The organism is Aphanothece stagnina RSMan2012, assembly GCF_046764815.1.
Classification (GTDB): domain Bacteria; phylum Cyanobacteriota; class Cyanobacteriia; order PCC-6307; family Cyanobiaceae; genus NIES-981.
This window is the reverse complement of sequence record NZ_JBKOUC010000016.1, coordinates 53,583-75,574: the sequence shown is the minus strand read 5'-3', so window position 1 is coordinate 75,574 and position 21,992 is coordinate 53,583. Positions and strand designations below refer to the sequence as shown.

19 protein-coding genes and 1 tRNA gene are annotated in these 21,992 nt (G+C 68.4%); 10 read left to right on the top strand and 10 right to left on the bottom strand.

The genetic code is table 11. From position 1 onward, the window contains the following. Positions 1 to 935 (bottom strand): murein biosynthesis integral membrane protein MurJ (murJ, locus tag ACLNEE_RS11835; RefSeq protein ID WP_412007161.1); only part of this gene is annotated, 935 nt, incomplete at its 3' end. Positions 936 to 1,014: 79 nt separating this feature from the next. On the opposite strand from murJ, the gene sfsA reads away from it, so the two are divergent. Beyond that, on the top strand, positions 1,015 to 1,803 hold the full coding sequence (gene sfsA, locus ACLNEE_RS11830; protein ID WP_411422105.1) for a DNA/RNA nuclease SfsA: 789 nt from the start codon (positions 1,015 to 1,017) through the stop codon (positions 1,801 to 1,803). Between the two features lie 267 nt (positions 1,804 to 2,070). Next, positions 2,071 to 3,372 carry an ammonium transporter gene (locus tag ACLNEE_RS11825; RefSeq protein ID WP_412007160.1) on the top strand — a complete coding sequence of 434 codons (1,302 nt, stop codon included), beginning with the start codon at positions 2,071 to 2,073 and terminating at the stop codon, positions 3,370 to 3,372. Between the two features lie 194 nt (positions 3,373 to 3,566). On the opposite strand, the gene ACLNEE_RS11820 is transcribed toward ACLNEE_RS11825, so the two are convergent. After that, a complete protein-coding gene (locus ACLNEE_RS11820) occupies positions 3,567 to 4,811 on the bottom strand; it encodes a PrsW family intramembrane metalloprotease (protein WP_411422103.1) in 1,245 nt (414 codons plus the stop codon). A gap of 478 nt (positions 4,812 to 5,289) precedes the next feature. On the opposite strand from ACLNEE_RS11820, the gene ACLNEE_RS11815 reads away from it, so the two are divergent. From ACLNEE_RS11815 to ACLNEE_RS11805, 3 genes are all read left to right on the top strand, one after another. After that, positions 5,290 to 5,436, top strand: a complete 147-nt coding sequence (locus tag ACLNEE_RS11815) for a hypothetical protein (RefSeq protein WP_412007159.1) — start codon at positions 5,290 to 5,292, stop codon at positions 5,434 to 5,436. A gap of 623 nt (positions 5,437 to 6,059) precedes the next feature. Then, a complete protein-coding gene (locus ACLNEE_RS11810) occupies positions 6,060 to 7,286 on the top strand; it encodes a 4-hydroxy-3-methylbut-2-enyl diphosphate reductase (protein ID WP_411422102.1) in 1,227 nt (408 codons plus the stop codon). Positions 7,287 to 7,572: 286 nt separating this feature from the next. After that, complete coding sequence (locus ACLNEE_RS11805) at positions 7,573 to 8,172, top strand: DUF1997 domain-containing protein (protein ID WP_411422101.1); 600 nt, start codon at positions 7,573 to 7,575, stop codon at positions 8,170 to 8,172. A 68-nt stretch (positions 8,173 to 8,240) separates the two neighbouring features. On the opposite strand, the gene ACLNEE_RS11800 is transcribed toward ACLNEE_RS11805, so the two are convergent. Then, on the bottom strand, positions 8,241 to 8,705 hold the full coding sequence (locus tag ACLNEE_RS11800; RefSeq protein WP_411422100.1) for a DUF4079 domain-containing protein: 465 nt from the start codon (positions 8,703 to 8,705) through the stop codon (positions 8,241 to 8,243). Positions 8,706 to 8,796: 91 nt separating this feature from the next. Further along, positions 8,797 to 10,350, bottom strand: coding sequence for a bifunctional phosphoribosylaminoimidazolecarboxamide formyltransferase/IMP cyclohydrolase (gene purH, locus ACLNEE_RS11795; protein ID WP_411422099.1), 1,554 nt, complete (start codon positions 10,348 to 10,350; stop codon positions 8,797 to 8,799). A gap of 65 nt (positions 10,351 to 10,415) precedes the next feature. On the opposite strand from purH, the gene ACLNEE_RS11790 reads away from it, so the two are divergent. Next, entirely contained in the window at positions 10,416 to 11,066 is a 651-nt protein-coding gene (locus ACLNEE_RS11790; protein ID WP_412007158.1) for an alpha/beta hydrolase, read from the top strand. A 67-nt stretch (positions 11,067 to 11,133) separates the two neighbouring features. Here ACLNEE_RS11790 and ACLNEE_RS11785 read toward each other — a convergent pair whose 3' ends face one another. Beyond that, complete coding sequence (locus ACLNEE_RS11785; RefSeq protein WP_411422158.1) at positions 11,134 to 11,505, bottom strand: DUF3155 domain-containing protein; 372 nt, start codon at positions 11,503 to 11,505, stop codon at positions 11,134 to 11,136. A 379-nt stretch (positions 11,506 to 11,884) separates the two neighbouring features. On the opposite strand from ACLNEE_RS11785, the gene ACLNEE_RS11780 reads away from it, so the two are divergent. Then, positions 11,885 to 13,018, top strand: a complete 1,134-nt coding sequence (locus ACLNEE_RS11780; RefSeq protein ID WP_411422097.1) for a sensor histidine kinase — start codon at positions 11,885 to 11,887, stop codon at positions 13,016 to 13,018. On the opposite strand, the gene ACLNEE_RS11775 is transcribed toward ACLNEE_RS11780, so the two are convergent. Continuing rightward, the gene (locus ACLNEE_RS11775; RefSeq protein WP_411422096.1) at positions 12,984 to 13,763 is read right to left on the bottom strand and encodes an adenosylcobinamide-GDP ribazoletransferase; all 780 of its coding nucleotides are present in this window, start codon (positions 13,761 to 13,763) and stop codon (positions 12,984 to 12,986) included. The two genes, ACLNEE_RS11780 and ACLNEE_RS11775, sit on opposite strands and share 35 nt — an antisense overlap. A gap of 67 nt (positions 13,764 to 13,830) precedes the next feature. On the opposite strand from ACLNEE_RS11775, the gene tgt reads away from it, so the two are divergent. Further along, complete coding sequence (gene tgt, locus ACLNEE_RS11770; RefSeq protein ID WP_411422157.1) at positions 13,831 to 14,967, top strand: tRNA guanosine(34) transglycosylase Tgt; 1,137 nt, start codon at positions 13,831 to 13,833, stop codon at positions 14,965 to 14,967. Between the two features lie 30 nt (positions 14,968 to 14,997). Then, positions 14,998 to 15,159 carry a photosystem II reaction center protein K gene (locus ACLNEE_RS11765; protein ID WP_411422095.1) on the top strand — a complete coding sequence of 54 codons (162 nt, stop codon included), beginning with the start codon at positions 14,998 to 15,000 and terminating at the stop codon, positions 15,157 to 15,159. A 118-nt stretch (positions 15,160 to 15,277) separates the two neighbouring features. On the opposite strand, the gene ACLNEE_RS11760 is transcribed toward ACLNEE_RS11765, so the two are convergent. After that, on the bottom strand, positions 15,278 to 16,015 hold the full coding sequence (locus ACLNEE_RS11760; RefSeq protein ID WP_411422094.1) for a WecB/TagA/CpsF family glycosyltransferase: 738 nt from the start codon (positions 16,013 to 16,015) through the stop codon (positions 15,278 to 15,280). A 64-nt stretch (positions 16,016 to 16,079) separates the two neighbouring features. Here ACLNEE_RS11760 and ACLNEE_RS11755 point away from each other — a divergent pair, with 64 nt between their 5' ends. After that, positions 16,080 to 19,349, top strand: a complete 3,270-nt coding sequence (locus tag ACLNEE_RS11755; RefSeq protein ID WP_411422093.1) for a glycoside hydrolase family 15 protein — start codon at positions 16,080 to 16,082, stop codon at positions 19,347 to 19,349. A gap of 22 nt (positions 19,350 to 19,371) precedes the next feature. On the opposite strand, the gene ACLNEE_RS11750 is transcribed toward ACLNEE_RS11755, so the two are convergent. The 3 genes from ACLNEE_RS11750 to ACLNEE_RS11740 form a co-directional block, all read right to left on the bottom strand. Next, positions 19,372 to 20,364 carry a Gfo/Idh/MocA family oxidoreductase gene (locus ACLNEE_RS11750; RefSeq protein WP_411422092.1) on the bottom strand — a complete coding sequence of 331 codons (993 nt, stop codon included), beginning with the start codon at positions 20,362 to 20,364 and terminating at the stop codon, positions 19,372 to 19,374. 34 nt (positions 20,365 to 20,398) lie between these two features. After that, complete coding sequence (locus tag ACLNEE_RS11745) at positions 20,399 to 21,724, bottom strand: hemolysin family protein (RefSeq protein ID WP_411422091.1); 1,326 nt, start codon at positions 21,722 to 21,724, stop codon at positions 20,399 to 20,401. A gap of 185 nt (positions 21,725 to 21,909) precedes the next feature. After that, positions 21,910 to 21,982: transfer RNA gene (locus ACLNEE_RS11740), tRNA-Ile, on the bottom strand. Positions 21,983 to 21,992: the final 10 nt, after the last annotated feature.

The window sequence follows — 21,992 nt, the reverse complement described above, 5'->3', positions numbered from 1 at the left end:
ATCAGCTCAGGCCGGTCCTCGGGCCCCGTCAGCCTGGAGTACACCGGCAGCAGCGGCACCAGCAGGGCATTGGAGATCAGCCCCAGGGGGGTCTGCACCAGCAGGTTGGCGTAGCCCAGGCCCGCCGCCGCCGCCGGGATCCCCGAGGCGAAGAACAGCGACACGAACACGTTGATCTGGAGCATGCCCGAGGAGAGGGTGGCGGGCCCCATCACCTTGAGCACCTCCTGCACGCCGTCGTCCTTCCAGTCCCACACCAGGCGGAACCGGTGCAGGCCCTGCCGTGCGAGCGCCGGAAGCTGGATCAGCCACTGCAGCAGGGCTCCCGCCGTGGTGCTGGCCGCCAGCACCACCCCGCCGATCAGCGCGTACTCGGGAAGGGCGATCGCGGCCCCCAGCTGCCACCACAGGATGCCCAGACCGACGATGACCGCGACGCTCGAGAGCAGCGGACTCACCGAGGGCAGCCAGAACTCGTCGGCCGCATTGAGGGCCCCGAAGCCGAGACCGATCAGGCCGGCGAACAGCGCCATCGGCGCCATCCAGCGCAGCTCCACCACGGCGATGGCATGGCGCTCGGCATCCAGCCCGGGCCCGACCAGGGTGATCAGGGGATCCGCCGCCACCAGCAGCAGCAGGGTCACGCCCAGCAGGGCGACCCCCACCAGGGTGTTGATGGCCGCGAGCACATGGGCCCCCTGCTCCCGCGGCCGCCGGGCCAGCACGCTCACCATCGCGCTGTGGAACGGGCCGTTGATCCCCCCCAGCAGGATCAGCAGAAAGCCGGGGAGAACATAGGCGTAGTTGTAGGCGTCGTAGGCGGCGCCGACCCCGAAGGCGGCGGCGATCACCTGCTGGCGCACGAGACCGGCCACCTTGCTGATCGCCGTGGCGATGGCCACGATCAGGGCGATGCGACGCAGGGATTGGGGCATCCGGCCGGGCCCCCTGGCCCGTGAGCTCGAGCGGCAGTATGGCGGGCATACCTCCCCAGCTCCCACCGAGGCGAGCCCGATGGCCCAACCGATTCTGGAGCTCGGCCCCCTCGTGGAGGGCGTGCTGCTGAGGCGCTACAAGCGGTTTCTGGCCGATGTCGCCCTCGACGGAGGCGAGGTGGTGACGGCCCACTGTCCCAACACCGGTCCGATGACCGGGGTGCTCCATCCCGGCGGGCGGGTACGGCTGCGCCATGCCCCCTCCCCCAGCCGCAAGCTGGCCTGGACCTGGGAGCAGGCCGAGGTGCCGGGGGCCCAGGGCGCGCCGATCTGGGTGGGCATCAACACCGCGCTGCCCAACCGGTTGGTGCGGGCCACGATCGAGGCGGGCTGCCTCGAACCCCAGCTCGGTCCGATCGGCGCCATCCGGGCCGAGGTGCCCTACGGCGAGGGGCGGCGCAGCCGCATCGACCTGCTGCTCAGCCCCGCCGCGGGCGCCCCGGATCCACGGCCCATCTATGTGGAGGTGAAGAACACCACCTGGAGCCAAGGCGATCTGGCGCTCTTCCCCGACACGGTGACCGAAAGGGGGCAGAAGCACCTGCGGGAACTGATGGGACTGCTCCCGCAGGCACGGCCCGTTCTCGTGCCCTGCCTGAGCCGAGCCGACGTCCGGCGCTTCGCGCCGGGTGATTCCGCCGATCCGCACTACGGCGAGCTGTTCCGGCAGGCCCTGGCGATGGGCGTGGAAGTTCTCCCCTGTCGCTACCAGTTCGAGGCGGATGGCATCAGCTGGCTGGGATTGGCGGCCGTCGAGCCGAAGGCCGGCCGGCCAGAGCAACCCGGGCAGGAATCGCCACTTCTGTAGCAAACGCAACCGGCTCGGCCCCCGGCCAGAGAGAGGTTGATGGTTCGTTGTACTGGAGAGCCACTTTCCGAACCCAATCCGTTACAGCAACGAACCCATCTCCTGGAGCACTCCATGACCCTTGCATCAGCGGCATCAGGTGCCATCACCCACCGGAGTCGGCGCCGCCTCAGAGACGCCAGCCTGCTCGAAACAGCAGCCCTGCTCACGGACCGTTTCAGGAGATGGATCAGGGCCAGCCAGCTGAGCTGGCTGGCCTGCGTTCCCGTGGCGCTGTTCGGCCTTGGTGTCTTCACCCTGGCAGCCCACGCGGCTGATCTTCCCGAGCTCACCCCCGCCTTCGTGGCCAACAACATGTGGGTGCTGATCGGGGCGATTCTGGTGATCTTCATGAACGCCGGCTTTGCCATGGTGGAGACCGGCCTCTGCCGCTCGAAGAACGCCGTCAACATCCTCACCAAGAATCTGATTGTCTTCGGAGTAGCTGTCTCCTCCTACTGGCTGATCGGCTATTCGCTGATGTATGGGGACGCTGTCGTGCCCGGCTGGGTGTTTCTGAAGGGGCTCTTCTTCGACCCAACCGTGACCGCTGAAATGATCAAGGATGGCGCCCTTGTACCGACGGTTGACTTCCTATTCCAGGCCGCATTTGCCGGCACCTCGGCCACCATCGTGTCGGGAATGGTGGCCGAACGGATCAAGTTTATGCCGTTTGTTATCTTTTCAGCCATCAAGCGCGGAATCATCTACCCACTGGGTTCCGCCTGGATCTGGAATTCTGGCGGGTGGCTCAAACAGATCGGCTTCCTGGATTTCGCCGGCAGCACCGCGGTGCACAGCATGGGAGCCTGGGGTGGACTGGTGGGCGCGATCATTCTCGGACCCCGCATCGGCAAGTTCGTCGATGGTCGTGCCGTTGCCATCCCCGGACACAATCTCTCCATCGCCACACTCGGGGCCCTGATTCTCTGGATCTGCTGGTACGGCTTCAATGGTGGATCCGAGCTCGCCATGAACCAGAACGTTCCCTACATCTGCGTCACCACCACACTCTCGGCAGCTGCCGGTGGCATCGCCGCCGCCATGTTTTCGCAGATCACCGGCGGCAAGCCCGACCTCTCGATGATCATCAACGGCATTCTGGCCGGCCTGGTGTCGATCACCGCAGGGTGTAACGACATTCCCCTGGGTGCCTCATGGATCGTGGGGTTCATCGGGGGAACCCTGGTGGTCTTCTCGGTCGGCTGGATCGACAAGCTCAGGATTGACGATCCCGTCGGTGCCTGGTCGGTGCATGGCACCAACGGCATCTGGGGCACGCTGGCCGTCGGCCTTTTTGCCAGGAACCATGGGCTCTTCTACGGCCATGGCCTCCGACAGCTGGGTATTCAAGTTGTCGGCGTGCTGGCGATCGCGGTGGAGGCCATCCTCACCGGCATCATTCTCTGGAACATTCTTGCCGTGATCTTCGACGGAATCCGGGTCACCGATTCCGAAGAGATCGAAGGTCTCGACATTGGTGAGCACGGGATGGAAGCCTATCCGGACTTCGCACCGACTGCCCGCTGATCGCCAGACTGCCCGCTGATTGCAAGACAGTTCCCAGAGCACCACTCAGATGAGGGTTCACGTCGTGACGGCGTGACCCCCCATCTGAGCCAGTCCTGTCGCTTGGCTTCAGCAGCTGCGAATGGCCTTCAGGCAGAGGCCGGAGATCTCCACGTTCAACGTCCAGAAGCACTCAGAGCAGCAGGCGTACTCGTTCATGCCCTCCCCCGCAGGCGTGCCAACTCCTCACGCCAGGAGACGAGCAGGGGGTCCCCCTCAAGCGGCTTGCCATCGTGACGAAGCCGCCATTTCCGAAGGGCGAGCTCGTTCTGGGCATTGACGATGCCCGCGGACAACGACCTGCTCACAGCTGGGATCCGTCGCGTGCGCAACATCCGATCCGCCAGAACAGCCTGATATTCCGCTGGCGTGATCACCGGATCAAGCTCATCAGCCAACTCTCCACGAATCACGCCGCGTTCCCACTCGCCGCTTTGCCAGAGCATCAGACCGGCCAAGGCGACAAAGGGGAACGACCAGAAGAAACTCAGATAACTCCCGGAAATCAGCAGTGCCCAAAAGGAGGAACTGGAGACAAGAGGATCTCCAGGGCTGAAGGGGGGAACCAGCCCTTGAGCTGCCATCGAAACGGCCAGAAAGATCGTCAACCAGCCCATCAGCGTGCCGAGGATGTTGGCCAGCAATCCTGCGAACCAGCCTGTCACAGGCGCCACAACTCTGAGCCAGGGGCGTGTTGTCTGACGGGCCAGGCCCAATCCCATTCCAAACAAGCCGGTATAAAGCGCCTGCCCCCCAAAGCCAAGCAGGGCGTGATGGGTGACGAAATACTGCCACCACGACGCCACGCCCGTCTGGGCATAAGCGTTGGCAAGGTAGAAGGAAGAATCGACCAGGTTGAAGCCAATACCAACCAACGCTCCGTAGACAAACCCATCACGCACACCATCAAACTCTGACTTCAGCATGACGAAAGCCACGAACACCCCAATCCCCTTGATCAGCTCCTGAATGGCGGGGGCCAAAAACAGCAAGGGAAAAATCTGCCCTGAGTTCTCCGATAACTTCTTCAGAACACCCGCGTGAAGCAGTTGCAGATGCGCAGCCTTGGAGGAGAGCAAGGCATCCAGTGGCGAAGCAACAGCCGTGGCAATCAACGCCCCCCAGAGGAACATCACGGCATACAGCCAGATCGACTCCCTCTCGCGTCGATCCAGAAACCACAGAGCCAGCAGGAGAAGGCTCGACAATGCGGTGGACATAAGCAAGCCGCGAATGAAAACCCCAAGGGCCGAGGCCTCCAGACTCATCAGATTGAACTTGACCAGAACAATCACGGAGGCCTCAAGGAGAAGCGCCAGGACAATCGCCACAAACCTGGCAATCCTTGGATTCGCAAGAGGAGATCCGCATAGAAAACGATTGGCCGCAGTGATGGACATGAATGAACTCACCTACCGGGAACTGAACAGAGTTGCGCTGCGGGCCTGATCATCGAAACTTGCCGCCCTGGGCCACTGGATCCATCTCTTGATTGCAGGGAAGCTGCCGTCCGGCCACACCTGGCCCCGGCAAGGCTGATCCAGCCTAGGAATTCATGGCATTGCCAGACAATCACGAAGCCCCATCAGACATCACTCCACACGAATGGCCATCGCCGCCTGGATCGAGACCACTGGATGCATGGGCTCAAGACCTGTCGCCACCAGCGGCCCACGGCCATGGCTACCGCATTTCAGGTAGCCCGTCGCAGCAATACCCGACCCTGGCGATGTGTGCCGCTGGCGGCGTTCGGACAGTGGATGTGATCTGAACATGGGGCGGCCGATCGTGATGTGCCCGACAGGCGGGACTGTTCCATGGCGAACGCGCCACGGCCAGCATCGTCTGAGCCGCCGCGCCAGGGCCGCCATCGCGGTCATGGCTGGCCTGCTGGGCCTCACGGCGATCAAGTTCTCCCTTCAGCCTTGGCTCGCGAAGGCGAACGCCCACACCGTGGTGCAGCCGATCGTGGGCTCATTCACCCCTGCAGCCTCGCCGGCCCGATCTCGACACAACCGGCGCTGAGCCACAGCGAGCAACACCGCTCCACGCTCCACGACGGCAGCCGGATCGGAAAGCCTGGGTGAACGGGCATGGAGGCGGAAATGCCGGAGGAGCTTGACATCCTCATCAGCGGTCAGCAGCGCTTGTCGAGGGCCTCAGGGCGCCAATGGCCACAGCATCCCCATGCCACAGAATCGATGGTCGCTTCTTCAGGTGCCCAGCACAGTCTCAGGGACACAACACCAAGAGCGCCACACGACGATGCCGAATTCGCTGCATTGCGCTGAAGATCGCGCGCGATCGATGCACGGGGGGCGTCATCATCCACAGGCATCGCTGACTGTTCACGGCCCGGGACTGGCTGCCTGAAGCCTCTGCGGAACGCCGCACCAGCAACGGGCCGTTCGCCGATGCTCCCAAGCACGCTCCTCGTCTCGATCCAGCCACTCGAGCCAGCCAGCCTGGCCAGCCAGCCCGATCCGCTCCAGACCACCCAGGCACCGACACCCTCTGGACGACAGGTCTGAACAACAGGAAGGTTGCAAGGCAGCAGCAGCAGCAGCCGCTCGCAAGCCGGGATCGCGGCCGCGGCCCCACCGGCACCCATAGAGTTCAGGCCATCACCTGCCGCCAGGAACGCTGCCGTGGATACCCGTGCCTTCAAGCGCTCCCTGCACCACTCGGATCGCTACAACCGCCGAGGGTTCGGCCTGGGCGAGGAAGTCGCCGGCAGCCTGGAGCAGGCCTACCAGAGCGATCTGGTCGCCAAGTTGCGGAGCAACGGCTACGAACTGCAGCGCGGACGCCTCACGGTGCGGCTCGCCGAGGCCTTCGGCTTCTGCTGGGGCGTGGAGCGGGCCGTGGCCATGGCCTACGAAACCCGCCGCCACTACCCCAGCGAGCGGATCTGGATCACCAACGAGATCATCCACAACCCCTCCGTCAACGACCACCTGCGCGAGATGAACGTGCAGTTCATCCAGGTCGACGGCGGGGTGAAGGACTTCTCCGAGGTGGCCTGTGGCGACGTGGTGATCCTGCCCGCCTTCGGCGCCACGGTGCAGGAAATGCAGCTGCTGAACGAACGGGGCTGCCACATCGTCGACACCACCTGTCCCTGGGTCTCCAAGGTGTGGAACACCGTGGAGAAGCACAAGAAGCACGCCTTCACCTCGATCATCCACGGCAAGGTCTTGCACGAGGAGACCCTGGCCACCAGTTCGTTTGCGGGCACCTACCTGGTGGTGCTGGATCTGGCCGAAGCCCAGCAGGTCTGCGATTACGTACTTCTGGGAGCCCGCGATGTCGATGCCGCCACCCGAAAGGCGGCCCGCGAGGCCTTCATGGCCCGCTTCGCCAAGGCCTGCTCACCAGGGTTCGATCCTGACCGCGATCTGATCCGGGTGGGCGTGGCCAACCAGACCACCATGCTGAAGAGCGAGACCGAGGAGATCGGTCGCCTCGTCGAGCGCACCATGCTGCAGCGCTACGGCCCGGCCGACCTCACGGAGCACTTTCTGGCCTTCAACACGATCTGCGACGCCACCCAGGAGCGGCAGGACGCCATGTTCTCCCTGGTGGATGAACCCCTTGATCTGATGGTCGTCATCGGCGGCTACAACTCCTCCAACACCACCCACCTGCAGGAGATCGCCGTCAGCCGGGACATCCGCTCCTTCCACGTCGACACGCCCGAGCGGATCGGGCCCGGCAACCGGATCGAGCACAAGCCACTCGGGGGCGACCTGCAGGTGGAGGAGCCCTTCCTGCCGGCGGGTCCCATCCGGGTTGGCATCACCTCCGGCGCCTCGACCCCCGACCGGATCGTGGAGGCCGTGATCGAACGGCTGATCCAGCTCAGCGAAGCCTGAGCCCCCGCCGCGACGACGACGGCTTCGAGCCAGGGTTGTCGCAGGGACTGCCAATCACCCCGGAGCGGGGCTTTACATTGACGTAAGGCTTCAGCCAGCCCGGCCGGGAGGACGGCAACGACAGGATCGGACCCCCACCCCCCTGATCCCCGCTCCATCCCAACGGCCCCCCAGCCGTTGTTTCCCCGCCGTCCCCATCCCACCGTTGTCGCGTTCGCCGCTGTTGTCGTCCACCCCCCTGTCGACGGCTCGATCCGAACCGACGCGTACCGGCACGAGCACCGGCATGGCTCTGAGGCACGCCGACGACCCGAGGGTGCGGTGCTACCGCAGCAGCTTTGCCGACCTGATGGAGATGCGGGCCGCGGCAGAACCGGTGGGCCGTTACCTCGACAGCCACGAGGGCTGGTTCCGGCGCTGCGCCAGCCCGATGACCGTGACACCGCTGGGGGCCAACGGGTACTGCCTCACGCTCGGTCGCTTCGGCAATTTCGGTTTCGAGGTGGAGCCCACCATCGGCCTGGAGCTGCTCCCCCAGAGCCAGGGCATCTACCGCATCGTCACGGTGCCCAACGGAGCAACCGGCACCGATTCGGGTCTTGAGGGGCTCTATGACGTCGACTTCCAGGCCTCCCTGCGCCTGGACCCGGCCGCCGCCCAGGACGAGGAGCTGACCCTGGTGCGCTGGGAACTGGACCTGAGCGTGTGGATCCGCTTGCCCGGCGTGATCACCCTGCTGCCTGAGAATCTGGTGCAGAGCAGCGGCGAGCATCTGCTGCGCCAGATCGTCCGCCAGATCTCCCGTCGCCTCACCTGGAAGGTGCAGGAAGACTTCCACGCCAGCCATGGCCTCGACTGTCCGCCGCGGCGGCGGGCCCAGTTCTGACGGACCCCAGTTCTGACGGGCCCCAGTTCTGAAGGGGCCCAGTTCTGAAGGGGCCCATCGGCAGGGACTCAGGCGGGGCGGTTCTCCCAGATCTTGTTGAGGATCTGCATGCCGCTCACGGCCTGCCAGAGAAACAGGGTGACCATCAGCATGTTGAGCCCGACGTGGGCCTTGCGGGCGATCAGATTGCCCTGCTGCATCAGCGGCGTGAGCGAAGCCGCCAGCACGATCAAGCAGGTCATGGAGATGCCCACGAGGAGGTGGGGCCCCACGAACAACTTGCCGTTGTTCAGGTAGGTGACGGCCATGCCGCCGAAGGTGCCGAAGACCAGCAGGGCCAGCAGGATGCTGCCCACCTGGAAGTGACGGCGGGCGTAGTTGCCCTTGATCAGCTGCTTGCGGGTCTCGGCGTCGGCGGTGCGGGTCTTCTTCGCCTTGATCCCCAGGAACATGCCGTAGCCGGAGACGGCCAGCAGGCTCCACATCATCAGGGGATGGAGGAAGTTGAGGTTGTAGGCGAGCGACTCGGGCATGGCGCGACCGGGAGGGGCTTCGGGCGATCCTGCGAAACTACAACTGGGCAGGGACAGGCGCCGGTTCGGCCCGAGCCGGTTCAGTGCAGGTTCAGTGCAGGAAGTGGCGGCGGCCTGTCACCACCATCGCCAGACCCAGCTCGTCACAGGCCCGGATCGAATCGGCATCACGCACACTGCCGCCGGGCTGAATCACGGCCTTGATGCCGCAGCCGGCAGCCAGCCGCACCGTGTCATCGAAGGGGAAGAAGCCATCACTGGCCAGCACCGCTCCCTCGGCGCGGGCACCGGCGGCCTCGAGGGCCAGACGGGCCGAACCCACCCGGTTCATCTGGCCGGCGCCGATCCCCAGGCTCTGGCCGGCCCGGGCCACGGTGATGGCATTGGAGCGCACGTGGCGCACCAGCTTCCAGGCGAACCGCAGATCCTCCAGCTCCTGGGGCGTCGGGGGCCGCTGCGTGACGACCTGCCAGGCACTCTGTTCCGGCGGTTGATCATCCAGCTCCTGCACCAGCACGCCCCCGAGCACGCTGCGCAGCTGCTGACGCGAGGCCCGCCCGATCGCCTCCGGTGGCAGTTCCAGCAGCCTGAGGTTCGCCTTCGCCGCGAGCGGCTCCCGCGCGGCGTCCTCGAAGCGCGGGGCGACCACACACTCCAGGAACAGGCTGGTGAGATGGGCCGCCGCCGTGGCGTCGACCGGCGTGTTGAGCGCCACGATGCCGCCGAAGGCCGAGAGGCGGTCGGCCTCGAGCGCCCGTCCGAGGGCATCGCAGCAGCCGTTGCCCGTGGCCACCCCACAGGGGTTGGTGTGCTTGACCACCACAGCGGCGGGCTGGGCCGAGGGGCCGTAGCCGAATTCCCGCACCGTGGCCAGAGCGGCCTCCAGGTCGATCAGGTTGTTGTAGCTGAGCTCCTTGCCCTGCAGCTGCCGCGCCGCGCCCCATCCCGCCGTGGGGTCGCCGTACCAGGTGGCCGGCTGGTGGGGGTTCTCGCCGTAGCGGAGCGCCTGGCGGGCCGGCAGCTCAAGCCGCAGGGGGGCGGCCAGCCCGGCAGCGGGCTCCTGCTCGATCCGGCCGGCCAGCCAGGCGCTGATGGCGGCGTCGTACTCCGCGGTGTGCCGGAAGGCCGCCAGGGCCAGGCGGCGGCGCAGGGTCTGGTCCACGCGGCCGGCCCGGAGCGCCTCCAGGAAGGCCGGGTACTGCTCGGGGCTGGTCAGCACCGCCACATCGGCATGGTTCTTGGCAGCGGCCCGCACCATGGCGGGCCCGCCGATGTCGATGTTTTCGATGGCGGTCTCGAAGGCCACCGACGGATCGGCCACCGTCTCCCGGAAGGGGTAGAGGTTCACCACCACCACGTCGATCGGGGCAATGCCCTGGGCGTCCAGGTCGGCCTGGTGGGAAGGCTCGTCGCGGCGCGCCAGGATGCCGCCGTGGATGCGGGGGTGGAGGGTCTTGACGCGCCCCCCCAGGATCTCGGGGGCCCCGGTGTGCTCCGCGACCTTGGTCACGGCAAGGCCAGCGGTCTGCAGCGCCGCGGCGGTGCCACCACTGGAGATCAGCCGATACCCTGCCTCGATCAGGCCCTGGGCCAGGGGCACAAGCCCCTCCTTCTCGGACACGCTCAGGAGGGCCGTGGGGGCCATGGCTGCAGCTGCGATGGTTGTCAGGCCAACCTACGCAGCAGCATCCCCGCCGCCCGGAGACCACGATGGCCCCCACCCCGTTCCCCCAACCGACCGACGGGACCGACGCCGGTCTGATTCGCCAGGGTCCCCGTCGCGGCGACCAGCGGCTGGTGCTGCTGCATGGCTGGGGTGCCGACGCCGATGACCTGCTCGATCTCGGCGCCCTGCTGGTGGGCCCCGAGGTGGGTGTGGTGGCCCTGCAGGCTCCGCTGCCCCATCCGGCCGGGATCGGGCGCCAGTGGTACGACCTTCAGCAGCCCGGCTGGCCGCAGCTGCCCGCCGCCCGCGCCGACCTGCAGCGGCGCCTGCTCGCCCTGGATGCGGAGGTCCCCCTGAGCGCCACGGTCCTGCTGGGCTTCTCCCAGGGGGCCGCCATGGCGCTCGATGTGGGGACGCGGGGGCCTGGCCTGCCTGTGGCCGCCCTGGTCGGCTGCAGCGGCTACCCCCACCCCGACTGGCAACCGGGAGCCGTGCAGGGGCCAGAGACGAGCCGGATCCTGCTCACCCATGGCGAGCTGGACCCGGTGGTGCCGGTGGCAGCCAGTGAGGACCTGCGTCAACGCCTCAGCGCAGGGGGGCATGGCGTCGAGCTGCACCTCTTCCCTGGCGGTCACACGATCGACAGCAGCCTGTTCGAGACGATCAGGGCTTTCATCCGGCGGGCCTGGACCTGACGGCAGGGGGGCTGGAGGGTGGAACCGGCAGGACGGTGTCCGCCCCTGGAAGGCGCAGCGGATGCGCTCAGACGAAGGCGTACTCGTACTCCTCCATCTCTTCCCAGTCATCGGAAGCGAGGGCCTCGATGCCTTCGAACAGCACGTCCTCACCGATCGTGTCGACGATGGAACGCAGGGAAGGGAACAGGAAGTGGTTCTCTTCGGCGTACTGGGCGCTGAACAGACCCTTCTCGCCCCAGAAGAAGCGATCGGTGGTGTGTTCGTTGCGGCGCACGTTGAGGATGGCCGGGGGCACCAGCGCCTGCTCGGCGATGTAGCGGCGGGCCGCTGTGACGGGCTTGTGGGAGCCGGTCTCCAGATTGAAGGTGGCCACGTGGGCAAGCACCCGCTGGCCGGCGAGACGGCGGCGGCTGATCCGCTTGCGCTTCTTTGACATGGGGCAGATCCCGGAGACGGGAGGGTGGAGGGGGACGAGGAGGAGCGAACGGGGGGACCCGCCTGCAGTGGAGCCGGGACAAAGGGAACCCAGCACGAACGACGCCCAACCGACTGAGAACCGCAGGTGCAGTGGGCCACCGTCGTCAGATCCCGGTCCGCCCATTCGGACAGGGACCAGCAGATTGAGCGGGCCAGTCTGTGGCCCTCCCACTGCTGTAGCCTCGGATGAGCGAAAGCGCAACTCCGGCTGTGGCGACGACAGCTCACGGCCCGGGAGCGGCCCGCGAGGTATTGGTCGATACGGACATCTTAAGACTTTTTCTCGGATTTCACTGCATCCCGCGAAAATTTCCCGGGATGGCCGGTTCGGAGGCCCCATGGCCGTCTCCCAGGGCTTTCTGAGCCTGCTGAAGTTCCAGCTGGCCCAGTTCGCCGACCGCCCCGACGTGCAGTCCCTGGTGGTCTATGTCACCGAACCGGGGGAAAGGGAGGGCGAAGGGCCCAGCCTGGTTCCGGTGGGCCAGTGGCCGGCCGGCGGCCTGGCGCTGCCGGCGATCGCGGTCGACAGTCCATTGCGGGCTCCCGCCGAGCGGCGGCGCTGGCTTCCCCTGAGGCATCAGGGGGTGCTGCTGGGCGCCCTGCAGGTGGACACCCTGGAGCTGCCCTGGCCCGAACCCCTGCGCCAGCGCCTGCAGGCGGTGGCGCTGTGCCTCACCGAAGGGCTGTGCCTGGATCTGGAACAGCAGCGGCTGCAGCAGCGGCTGCATCACCAGCAGGAACAGCTCGGTGTGCTGCTGCATCAACTGCGCAATCCCCTGGCCGCCCTGCGCACCTTCGGCCAGCTGCTGCTGCGGCGCCTGGAGTCCGACGAACGCAACCGCCCGCTGGTGGAGGGCCTGCTGGCGGAGGAGCGCCAGCTGCAGCGCTACGTGGAGGCGATCAGCCGACTGGACGCCGGCGGAGGGGCCATGGCCGGCACGGGCGCCCCCCCACCGCTGCTGCTGCCCCCCACCCTGGGGGGGGCAGCAGGCCAGCCCTTGCCCCCGCTGCTGACGCCCCTGGTGCAGCGGGCCGCCGCCACGGCGGCCCTGCAGTCCCGCCCGTGGTTCGGCCCGGACGTCCAGCCGACCTGGCAGGGAGACAGCGGCGCCGTGGCGGAGATCCTGGCCAACCTGCTGGAAAACGCCTTCCGCTACAGCCCCGCCGCCGCCGCCGTGGGGCTGCACTGCCGCCCCCAACCCCAGGGCGGCTGGGAGCTGGTGGTCTGGGATGGAGGGCCTGCGATCGCCGTCGAGGAGCGCGAGCGGATCTTCACCAAGGGGGAGCGCGGCAGCAGCAGCGCCGATCTGCCGGGCACGGGGCTGGGCCTCGCCCTCGCCCGGGAGCTGGCCCGCAACCTGGGGGGGAACCTGGAGCTGGTCTGCCCGCCGGCCGCCATCGACACCACCCTGCCCGCCCAGGGCAACGGCTTCAGGCTCACCCTGCCACCGCCCGCAGAGCCGCGCCCATGAGCAGCAGGGCCAGAGACTCCGTCCATTCCACGCAGGCCCCATAGGTATCGCCGCTGTGGCCGCCGAGGCGGCGGCCCAGTCGCAGCGGCACCAGCACCGCCGGCGCGAGCCCCAGCACGGCCAGGCCCGACCAGGGCCGTCCGCCCGCCGCGATGGTGAGCAGCACGGGCACCGGCAGCGCCAGCAGGGCGGGCCGCAGCTCACGCGCCAGGCCGCGCCAGTGGTCCCGATGGAAGGCGGCAGTCCCTCCGCCTCCCTGCGGCCGGGCGCGCAGATAGGGGAACCACTGCATCGCCACCAGCGGGGAGAGCCGCGCCCAGAAGCCTGCCCACACCAGGGCCAGCGGTGCGGCCCCGGCCAGGGACAACAGCCCGGCGGCGCGCAGCAGCGCCAGCAGCAGGGCCGCCTGAACCCCGGAGGCGCCGATGCGGCTGTCCGCCATGGCCTCGAGGGCCCGCGGCCCGGCGGCCAGCCCATCGGCCGTGTCCAGGGCGCCATCGTGATGCAGACCACCGCTCAGCAGCAGCCCCAGGGCCATCACCAGGGCCACCTGGGCGCCGAGGGGCAGCCAGCGGGCGGTCCCCAGCCAGAGCAGGGCCTGCAGACCGCCGAGCACCAGACCGATCAGGGGCGCGAACCGCGCGATGCGGGCAAAGCTGGGCCTGACCCGGGGCCAGGCCGGCAACACCGTGTAGAAGACCCAGGCTCCAGCCAGATCCCGGAACCAGTCGGGTGATCCCCTCATCCCAGCTCAGGCATCTCGGGACACGGACACACGGCCTCTAGCGTCGGAGCAGAACCGGCGCGGCGCCATCAGCTTCCCACCGCCACCCTTCAGCTACGCCATCACGGCGCGCTGCGAACGCACCCGGGCCCGCTGCGGCTGTTTTCATACCCCCCACGGCCCGGTCCACACGCCGCGCTTCATGCCCGTCGGCACCCTGGCCACGGTCAAGGGGGTGATGCCGGCGCAGCTGGTGGGGACCGGCGCCGAAATGGTTCTGGCCAACACCTACCACCTGCACCTCCAGCCCGGGGAGGAGATCGTCCGCGAGGCCGGGGGCCTGCACCGGTTCATGGGGTGGACCGGCCCACTGCTCACGGATTCCGGCGGTTTCCAGGTGTTCAGCCTGGGGGACATCAACCGGATCGATGACGAGGGCGTGACGTTTCGCTCGCCCCGCGACGGGCGACAGATCGCCCTCACCCCGGAGCGCTCCATGGCCATTCAGATGGCCCTCGGGGCCGACGTGGCCATGGCCTTCGATCAGTGCCCGCCCTTCCCGGCCAGCGAGGCGGACGTGGCCGCCGCCTGCCGCCGCACCCATGCCTGGCTGGAGCGCTGTGTGGCCAGCCACCAGAAGAGCGACCAGGCCCTCTTCGGCATCGTGCAAGGGGGGTGTTTCCCCCGACTGAGGGAGGAGTCTGCCCGGGTGGTGGCGGCGATGGACCTGCCGGGCATCGCCGTGGGCGGGGTGAGCGTGGGCGAACCGGTCGAGGCGATGCATCGCGTCGTGCGCCAGATGGGGCCGCTGTTGCCCGACCCGAAACCCCACTACCTCATGGGGGTCGGCAGCCTGCGGGAGATGGCCCTCGCGGTGGCCGAGGGCTTCGATCTGTTCGACTGCGTGCTGCCGACCCGGCTGGGGCGCCATGGAACCGCCCTGGTGGGTGGCGAGCGCTGGAACCTCCGCAATGCCCGCTTCCGCCATGACCACAGCCCCCTGGATCCCGGCTGCCCCTGCCCGGCCTGCACGGGCCATAGCCGGGCCTACCTGCATCACCTGATCCGGGCCGGGGAGATGCTGGCCAAGACGCTGCTGAGCCTTCACAACATCACCCAGCTGGAACGGTTCAGCAACGCGATGGGCCAGGCGATCCGGGAAGGCTGTTTTGCAGAGGATTTCGCTCCATGGGAAGCCGATTCCCCGGCCGCCCACACGTGGTAGCGTCCGGCTCTCGCTGATTGACTTGCAGGGATGGCCGTCTCCGCGCTGCTGGCTACCACCTCGTTCCACACCCTGGCCCAGCTGCCCGAGGCTTACCAGGCCTTCGGTCCCCTGGTGGACATTCTGCCGATCATTCCCTTCTTCTTCCTGCTGCTGGCCTTCGTCTGGCAGGCCTCGGTCGGCTTCCGCTGATCGGTCCCTCCCCGTCCGGCCAACGCCCCAGGAACCAGGAAGGCAGGTCCCGGACGCCGAGATGGCTGGGTGCCGGGCAGGCTGACCGGCTCGAAAACCAGCAGGCCAGAGAGGAACGTCAGCCGGCTCGGATCACGTCCCAGGCAAAGGCCGGCAGCGCCAGCATCCGCCTCCAGCGGCTCGGTTCCTGGATCAGCCGGTACAACCATTCGATCTGCAGGGCTCCCATCCAGGCGGGGGCCCTTTTTTTGACGCCTGCCCAGACGTCGAAGCTGCCTCCCACGCCCATCCAGAGCCCCCCGCGCCGACCCCCCAGGTGCTGGATCCAGACTTCCTGCCGGGGCACCCCGAGCGCCACCAGCACCAGGTCCGGGGCTGCGGCGAGGAGCCGGGCCTCCAGGGCAGGCCAGGCTTCAGGCGGCTGGTAACCATGCAGCGCGAAGACCAGGTCCAGTTCGGGCATCCTCTGGCGCAGGCTTCCCGTGAGCTGCTCCATCACCTCGGGGGACGCCCCCACCAACGCCACCCGCCAGCCGTGGCTGGCGGCATGGGACAGCAGGCTGTGGGCCAGTTCGATCCCCGGGCTGCGGCGCACCTTGAACCCCTGACGCCCGAGGGCCCACACGACCCCGGCGCCATCCGGAATCACCAGCTGGGCCGCGTCGATCGCCGCGCCCAGAGCGGGGTTGGCCCGGGCCGCCATCGTCATCTCGGCATTGAGGGTCACGATCTGACCGCCGCCGGCCGCGTGGAGGGCCAGGGCGGCGGCCTTCACGTCCGGGCAGACATCCACCGGCACGGAGAGCACCTGGGTGCGCAGGGGAGGGCGCCCCGCTTCGGTTGCCTTCGCTGCCATGGAGGGTGACGCCGCGGGAGAGAATCTATGGCTGGCCCTGAACGGAGGCCCCGTTCCCTTGCCCATGCCCCCATCCGAGCTCGTCCGGACAGCACCGAGCCCCCTGCAGGCCTCAGGGGGTGACCAGGCCTGGGCCCTGCTGCAGGAACTGGACCAGCAGATCCAGAAGGTGGTGATCGACCGCCAGCATCCGATCACCGGCCTGCTGCCCGCCAGCACGGCCCACACCGTGCATGGCAACTACGGGGATGCCTGGGTCCGGGACGGGGTCTATGCGATCCAGTGCGTGTGGGGGCTGGCCCTGGCCCATCGCCGGCTGCGGGGCCCCTGCCGCCGCGCCTTCGAGCTGGAGCAACGGGTCCTGCTGCTGATGCGGGGGCTGATGAACGCCATGCTGCGCCAGGCCCCCAAGGTGGAGCGGTTCAAGCACAGCCTGCAGCGTGGGGATGCGCTGCACGCCAAGTTCGACACCGCCACGGGCTCGCCGGTGGTGCCGGACGACGGTTGGGGCCATCTCCAGCTGGATGCCACCGCCCTCTTCCTGCTGCAGCTGGCCCAGCTGACCCGCTCGGGCCTCGTGGTGGTGCAGAGCCAGCACGAGTGCGATTTCGTCCAGAACCTGGTGTACTACGTGGCCCGGGCCTACCGGGTCGCCGATTACGGCATCTGGGAGCGGGGCGACAAGGGCAACCACGGGCTGCCCGAGCGCAATGCCAGCTCGATCGGGATGGTGAAGGCGGCGCTGGAAGCCCTGGAAGGGCTGGATCTCTACGGCCCCCACGGAGATGGCAGTTGCTGCCTGGTGATTCCCCACGACGCCATCGTGCGCCTGCGCCGGGCCCTGCAGGGGCTCCTGCCCCGGGAATCGGGCAGCAAGGAGGTGGATGCCGCCTGCCTGGCGGTGATCGGCTATCCCGCCTGGGCGGTGGAGGATCGGGAGCTGGCCGAGCGCACCCGCAACAAGATCCGGGCGGAGCTGGGCGGCGCCTACGGGTACAAGCGCTTCCGCCGCGACGGCCATCAGACCGTGGTGGAGGACCACACCCGCCTCCACTACGAGCGGGAGGAACTGGCGCAGTTCGAGCACATCGAGTGCGAGTGGCCGCTCTTCTGGGCGTATGAACTGGTGACGGCCTGCTGCGAGGAGCGCTGGAACGAGGCACGCCAGTGGCGGGGCCGGCTGGCCAGCGTCAGCCTGGTCGTGGAGGGGATCCCGCTGCTCCCGGAGCTCTATCTGGTGCCGCAGGAAGCCGTGGAGCGGGAACGGCGCCAACCCGGCAGCCAGCCCCGCCAGCCCAACCCGAACGTCCCCCTGCTGTGGACCCAGAGCCTCACCTGGCTGGGCGACCTGCTCCTGGCCGGCCTGATCACCCCGGCCGACCTCGATCCCTGCGGACGGCGCCATCCGGCCCCGCCCCGGGCGGACCAGGTGCTCGTGGCCCTGGTGCCCGGCAGCGCAGCCGTGGCCTCAGCACTGGCGGAGGGGGGCCTGCCCACCACCATGGTCAGCCCTGGTGGCGAGGAGGAGGCCGCCACCGGCCGTGAGGCCGGGGGTGAGACCATTCGCATCCAGGGTTCCCAGGCCCTGGCCCGGCGTCTGGCCCAGGTGGGCGCGAACCCCCGGCTGGGGCTGTCGGGTCATCCGCCCGTGCGGATGGAGACCCTGGCCACGGCGCGGCTGTACCGCGGCCCCCGGCCCGATGGCCCGGGAGAGGAGCGGCTCGCCTTCATTCCGGCCGTGCTGGAGGAGGGCACCTTCTACCTGGTCGATGACCCGGAGCAGCTGGTCGACACGGTGGAAGCGGAGTTGCGCATGCTGCAGCGGCAGTGGCGCGGTCCCGGCGCACCGCTGCTGCTCGTGCCGGTGGCCGAGGCGACCTTCCGCAGCGATCCCGCCCCCTTCTTCGCCCTGGGGGCCCAGTTGCTGGCCGGCGATGTGCAGGGAGTCCCCGTCCAGCTCGGCAGCCTGGACGAGCTGGCCGAACGGGCCCACTGGGTGGACCTGCCGCCGCAGGCGACCGCCGCCGCCCCGGCCTCTGAAGCCGCGGGTCTGCCGCTGCTGGCGAGCACCCGCCAGGCCCCCCTCTCCGCCGCCGAGGAACAGGAACTCGAGCGCGACGATCTGAGCATCGGCGAGCTGGCCGAGCGGCTCTGGCAGAGCACCTCCCTGGAGGAACAGGGGGAGGTGCTGGAGCAGCTGGTCCGTCGGCTCGGGCTCGAGGCGGTGCTCCACGGCCCCCATGGCCAGCAGGCCGTCTCCCTGCGCAGCCTGCTGGAGGAGGTCTACCGCCGGGCCCTCGCCGAGACGGACTGGGATGTGGTGCGCCGGGTGGCCGGTTGCCTGGGGCTGGTGCACCCCCAGCTGGAGGATGCCCTGACGGACCTGCTGGTGCGGCAGCGGCAGGTGGTGGTGGGCCGCAACTACACGCGCGACTCCCTGCTCACCGAACCCCAGGGGAGCGCGGCGATCGCGGAGATGATCCGGCAGTTCAGCGGTGAGGACAGCCGCGAATGGATGTTGCAGCAGGAACTGCTGCTGGCCCTCGATGGGCTGGCCCGCCACGAACCCCGCCTGCTCAGCGGCAGCCTCACCCTGCAACTCGGCCAGTTGCTGCTGCTGCTGACGAGTGAACTGGCCGCCGAAGACGACCTCAGTCCGAGCGAGGCCTTCGAAGCGCTCTGCGGCCAGCCCCCCCACGCGATCCGTCGCCGCCTGCAGGCCCTGCTCGCGGACGTGGAGCATGCCAAGGCCTCCCTGAAACGCAAGGAGCAGCTCCACGTCAGCGGGCGGGTGCACTGGAGTGTCCCGCCCCCGCTGGAGGAACTGCCCAGCGGCAACTGCTGGCTTCAGCACCGGGTGCGCCTCGGGGCCCTGGGCCAGGTGCCGCGGGACTTCTACGCCGGCATCTGGGAACTGCTCCACCACTGCCGCGGCATCGTCATCGGCGACAAGCTGGAGAAGCGCAACCGGCTGGCCAGCGGGCCCCTGCTGAGCGAGAAGACGCCGGGAGAGCGGAACTTCGCCTCGCTGATCGAGCATCTGCTCAGCAAGATCGAGGCTCCGGAATACCGCCAGCTCTGCACCGAGACCCTGATCACCCTGATGGCCTTCGCGGGAGCCAATCCCCAGGTGTCCTTCGAGGATGACCTGGCCCTGGACGTCGTCATCGGCCACGCCGTGCGGGTGGGCTGGCAGCAGCGCCATCCCGAGGTGAGCGATGAGGAGTACGGGGCCCACAAGGCCGCCGCCTGGGATGCCTTCTACCGCTCGTCCCCGGCCCATTGCCGCCACTGGCAGCTGGAGGCCCTGCGTCAGCTGACCCTGGACGGCTGAGTTCGGATCGGCGGATCCACGGTCAGAGCGGCTGCTCCAGCGTCATGCAGAGGCTGGGTTGATCCACGCACTGCTCGATCAGGTCGGCCAGCAGCAGCGCCCGCGAAGCCTGGAGGCCATCCACGGCAGGGGTTTCCTGACCACGGACGCACTGGAGGAAGTGCTCGAGTTCGGCGTAGAGCGGCTCGATCGAGGTGGTGCTGACCTCCTCGATCACCCCATCGGAGCGGTAGACCAGTTCGCCATGGTCGGCGCTGACCGATTCATGGGCGCGCCTGTGGATGTGCAGCGTGCGGTTGAGGAAGTCGGTCTCCACCAGCGAAGCGCGGCAATGGGCGCTCAGGCTGCGAATCTTGCGGTGGGCCATCTTGCTCGCCGTCAGGCTCGCCACCACGCCGTTGGCAAAGGCCAGGGTGGCATTCACGTAGTCGATCGGACCCTCGCCGGACCGCCCCCCGGCCGCCGCCAGTCGCACCACGGGGGCCCCGGCCAGCTCCAGCACCAGGTCGATGTCATGGATCATCAGGTCCAGCACCACCGACACGTCGTTGGCACGATCCGGATGGGGACTGTGGCGGCGCGCCTCGAGCACCACCACCTCCTCTCCCGCCACGACCTTCATCAGTTCCCGGAAGGCGGGGTTGAACCGCTCGATGTGACCCACTTGGAGCAGCACCGAGGCGGCCTCGGCGGCGGCGATCAGGTCAGAGGCCTCGTCCTGGCTGGCGGCGATCGGCTTCTCGATCAGCACATGGCGGCCGGCCTGCAGACAGCAGAGGCCCACCCGGTGATGCAGCAGGGTGGGAACGGCGATGCAGACCGCATCCACCAGGGGAAGCAGCTCCTCGAAGGAGGGAAACCAGCGGCATCCGAACTGCTCGGTCGCGAGCTGCCCACGCCGGACATCCGGATCCGCCACGCCCACCAGATCGGCATCCTTGAGGAGGCTGAGCACCCGGGCGTGGTGCCAGCCCATGTTGCCGATGCCGATGACACCCACGCGAACCGGGTTCATGGCAAGGGCACCCAAACAGCGGAATTATCAGGGATCAAGGCTCCCCCACGGGCTCGCGGGGCCCAGCCGCCACAGAGGCGGTCGGCGGGCCCTCGCTGCGGCGCTCGATGGCCACCCGGGCGATCCGCGGACCTTCCATCGCCTGGATGTGGAACTGGTACCCCTTCCAGCGCAGGCTCTCCCCAGCGGCGGGGATGTGCTGGAGCCGCTCCAGCAGGAATCCCGCCAGGGTGTGGTGGCCTTCGGCCTCCGGCAGGGGCAGGGGCAGATGCCGGTTGAGTTCAAAGATCTCCAGGTCCCCCGCCACCGACCACAGCCCCTCGCCGAGCTGCTGGAGGTCATCCTGCAGTTCCTGGGGATCGTCATCCTCACCGACGATCTCGCTGGTGAGGTCGGCCACCGTGACCAGCCCCTCGGTGCCCCCATGTTCGTCGACCACGACCAGGAGCGGCTGGCCGCTGCGGATCAGCGGGAGCAGGTCGGCCAGGGAGGTGCTCTCCTGCACCTGGGCCACGGGCACCACATAGGGAGCCAGCGGTGAGTCGGCACTGAGCAGGCCCCGGGCGATCGGATCGGCCAGCCGCCGCAGATCCAGCAGACCGCGCACGTCGTCGAGGGACTGACCGATCACGGGAAAGCGCGCGTGGGCGGTGTCGTGCACGGCCCGCATCAGCTCGGCGAAGGTCACATCCACCGGCAGGGTCACCATGCCGGAACGGGGAACCATCACCTCCCGCACCATCGTGTCCCGCAGGGAGAAGACCCCTTCGAGGATGTTGCGCTCATCGGGCATCAGCCCGGTGACACTGCCGGATTCGATCAGGGTTTCCAGCTCGCCGGCCGAGAGCAGGGGCACCAGCTCGTCCCAGTTGCGGGGAAGCCCGAGCAGGCGCAGCAGGATCCCCCCCATCCGCTCGATCAGTCCGATCAGGGGGGCAAGGCTGCGGGTCACCGCCGCCAGCAGAGGGGAGAGCCGCAGGGCGGACTCTTCGGGGCGATGCAGGACCCAGGCCTTCGGGGCGAGCCCCCCCACCAGGGTGGCGCCCAGCACCAGGGCCAGAAAGACGCCGGCATCCACCCACGACGGGGGCATCCCAGCCCCGAAGACGGAGACGGTCAGCCGTTCCGCCACGCCCCGCCCAGCCCAGCCGATCGCCACCAGGGCGAGCACAGCCCCCAGCTGGGTGGCGACCAGCACCCTGCGCAAACGCTGCTGAAGCACGGCCACGGCCCTGGCGCCGGGCTCGCCGCTCTCCACCAGCTGGCTGACCCGGCTGGGCCTCAGCCGGATCACGGCCAGTTCCCCCGCCGAGAAGAAGGCCAGCAGGGCCACGAGCACCAGCAGGGCCAGCAGCTGCATCACATCCCCCGAGGCCCGGCGGACCGTGGCAGGGCAAGCAGGGGATGTCGCAGGCCGTCGGCTTGGATGATGGCGCTCCGGTGGACGGCACGAACCCTAAGGCTTGCGGGTGTACACGACCGGCTTGGGCAACCGGGAGCACCGGTTCCCAACGCCGGACGGGACCGCGCACACCCCGGTTCGAGTGGGGGTCGCGAGGATCGAACTCGCCTAAGGCGGATTATGAGTCCGCTGCATTCACCAGATTGCTAGACCCCCGCAGCGGGAG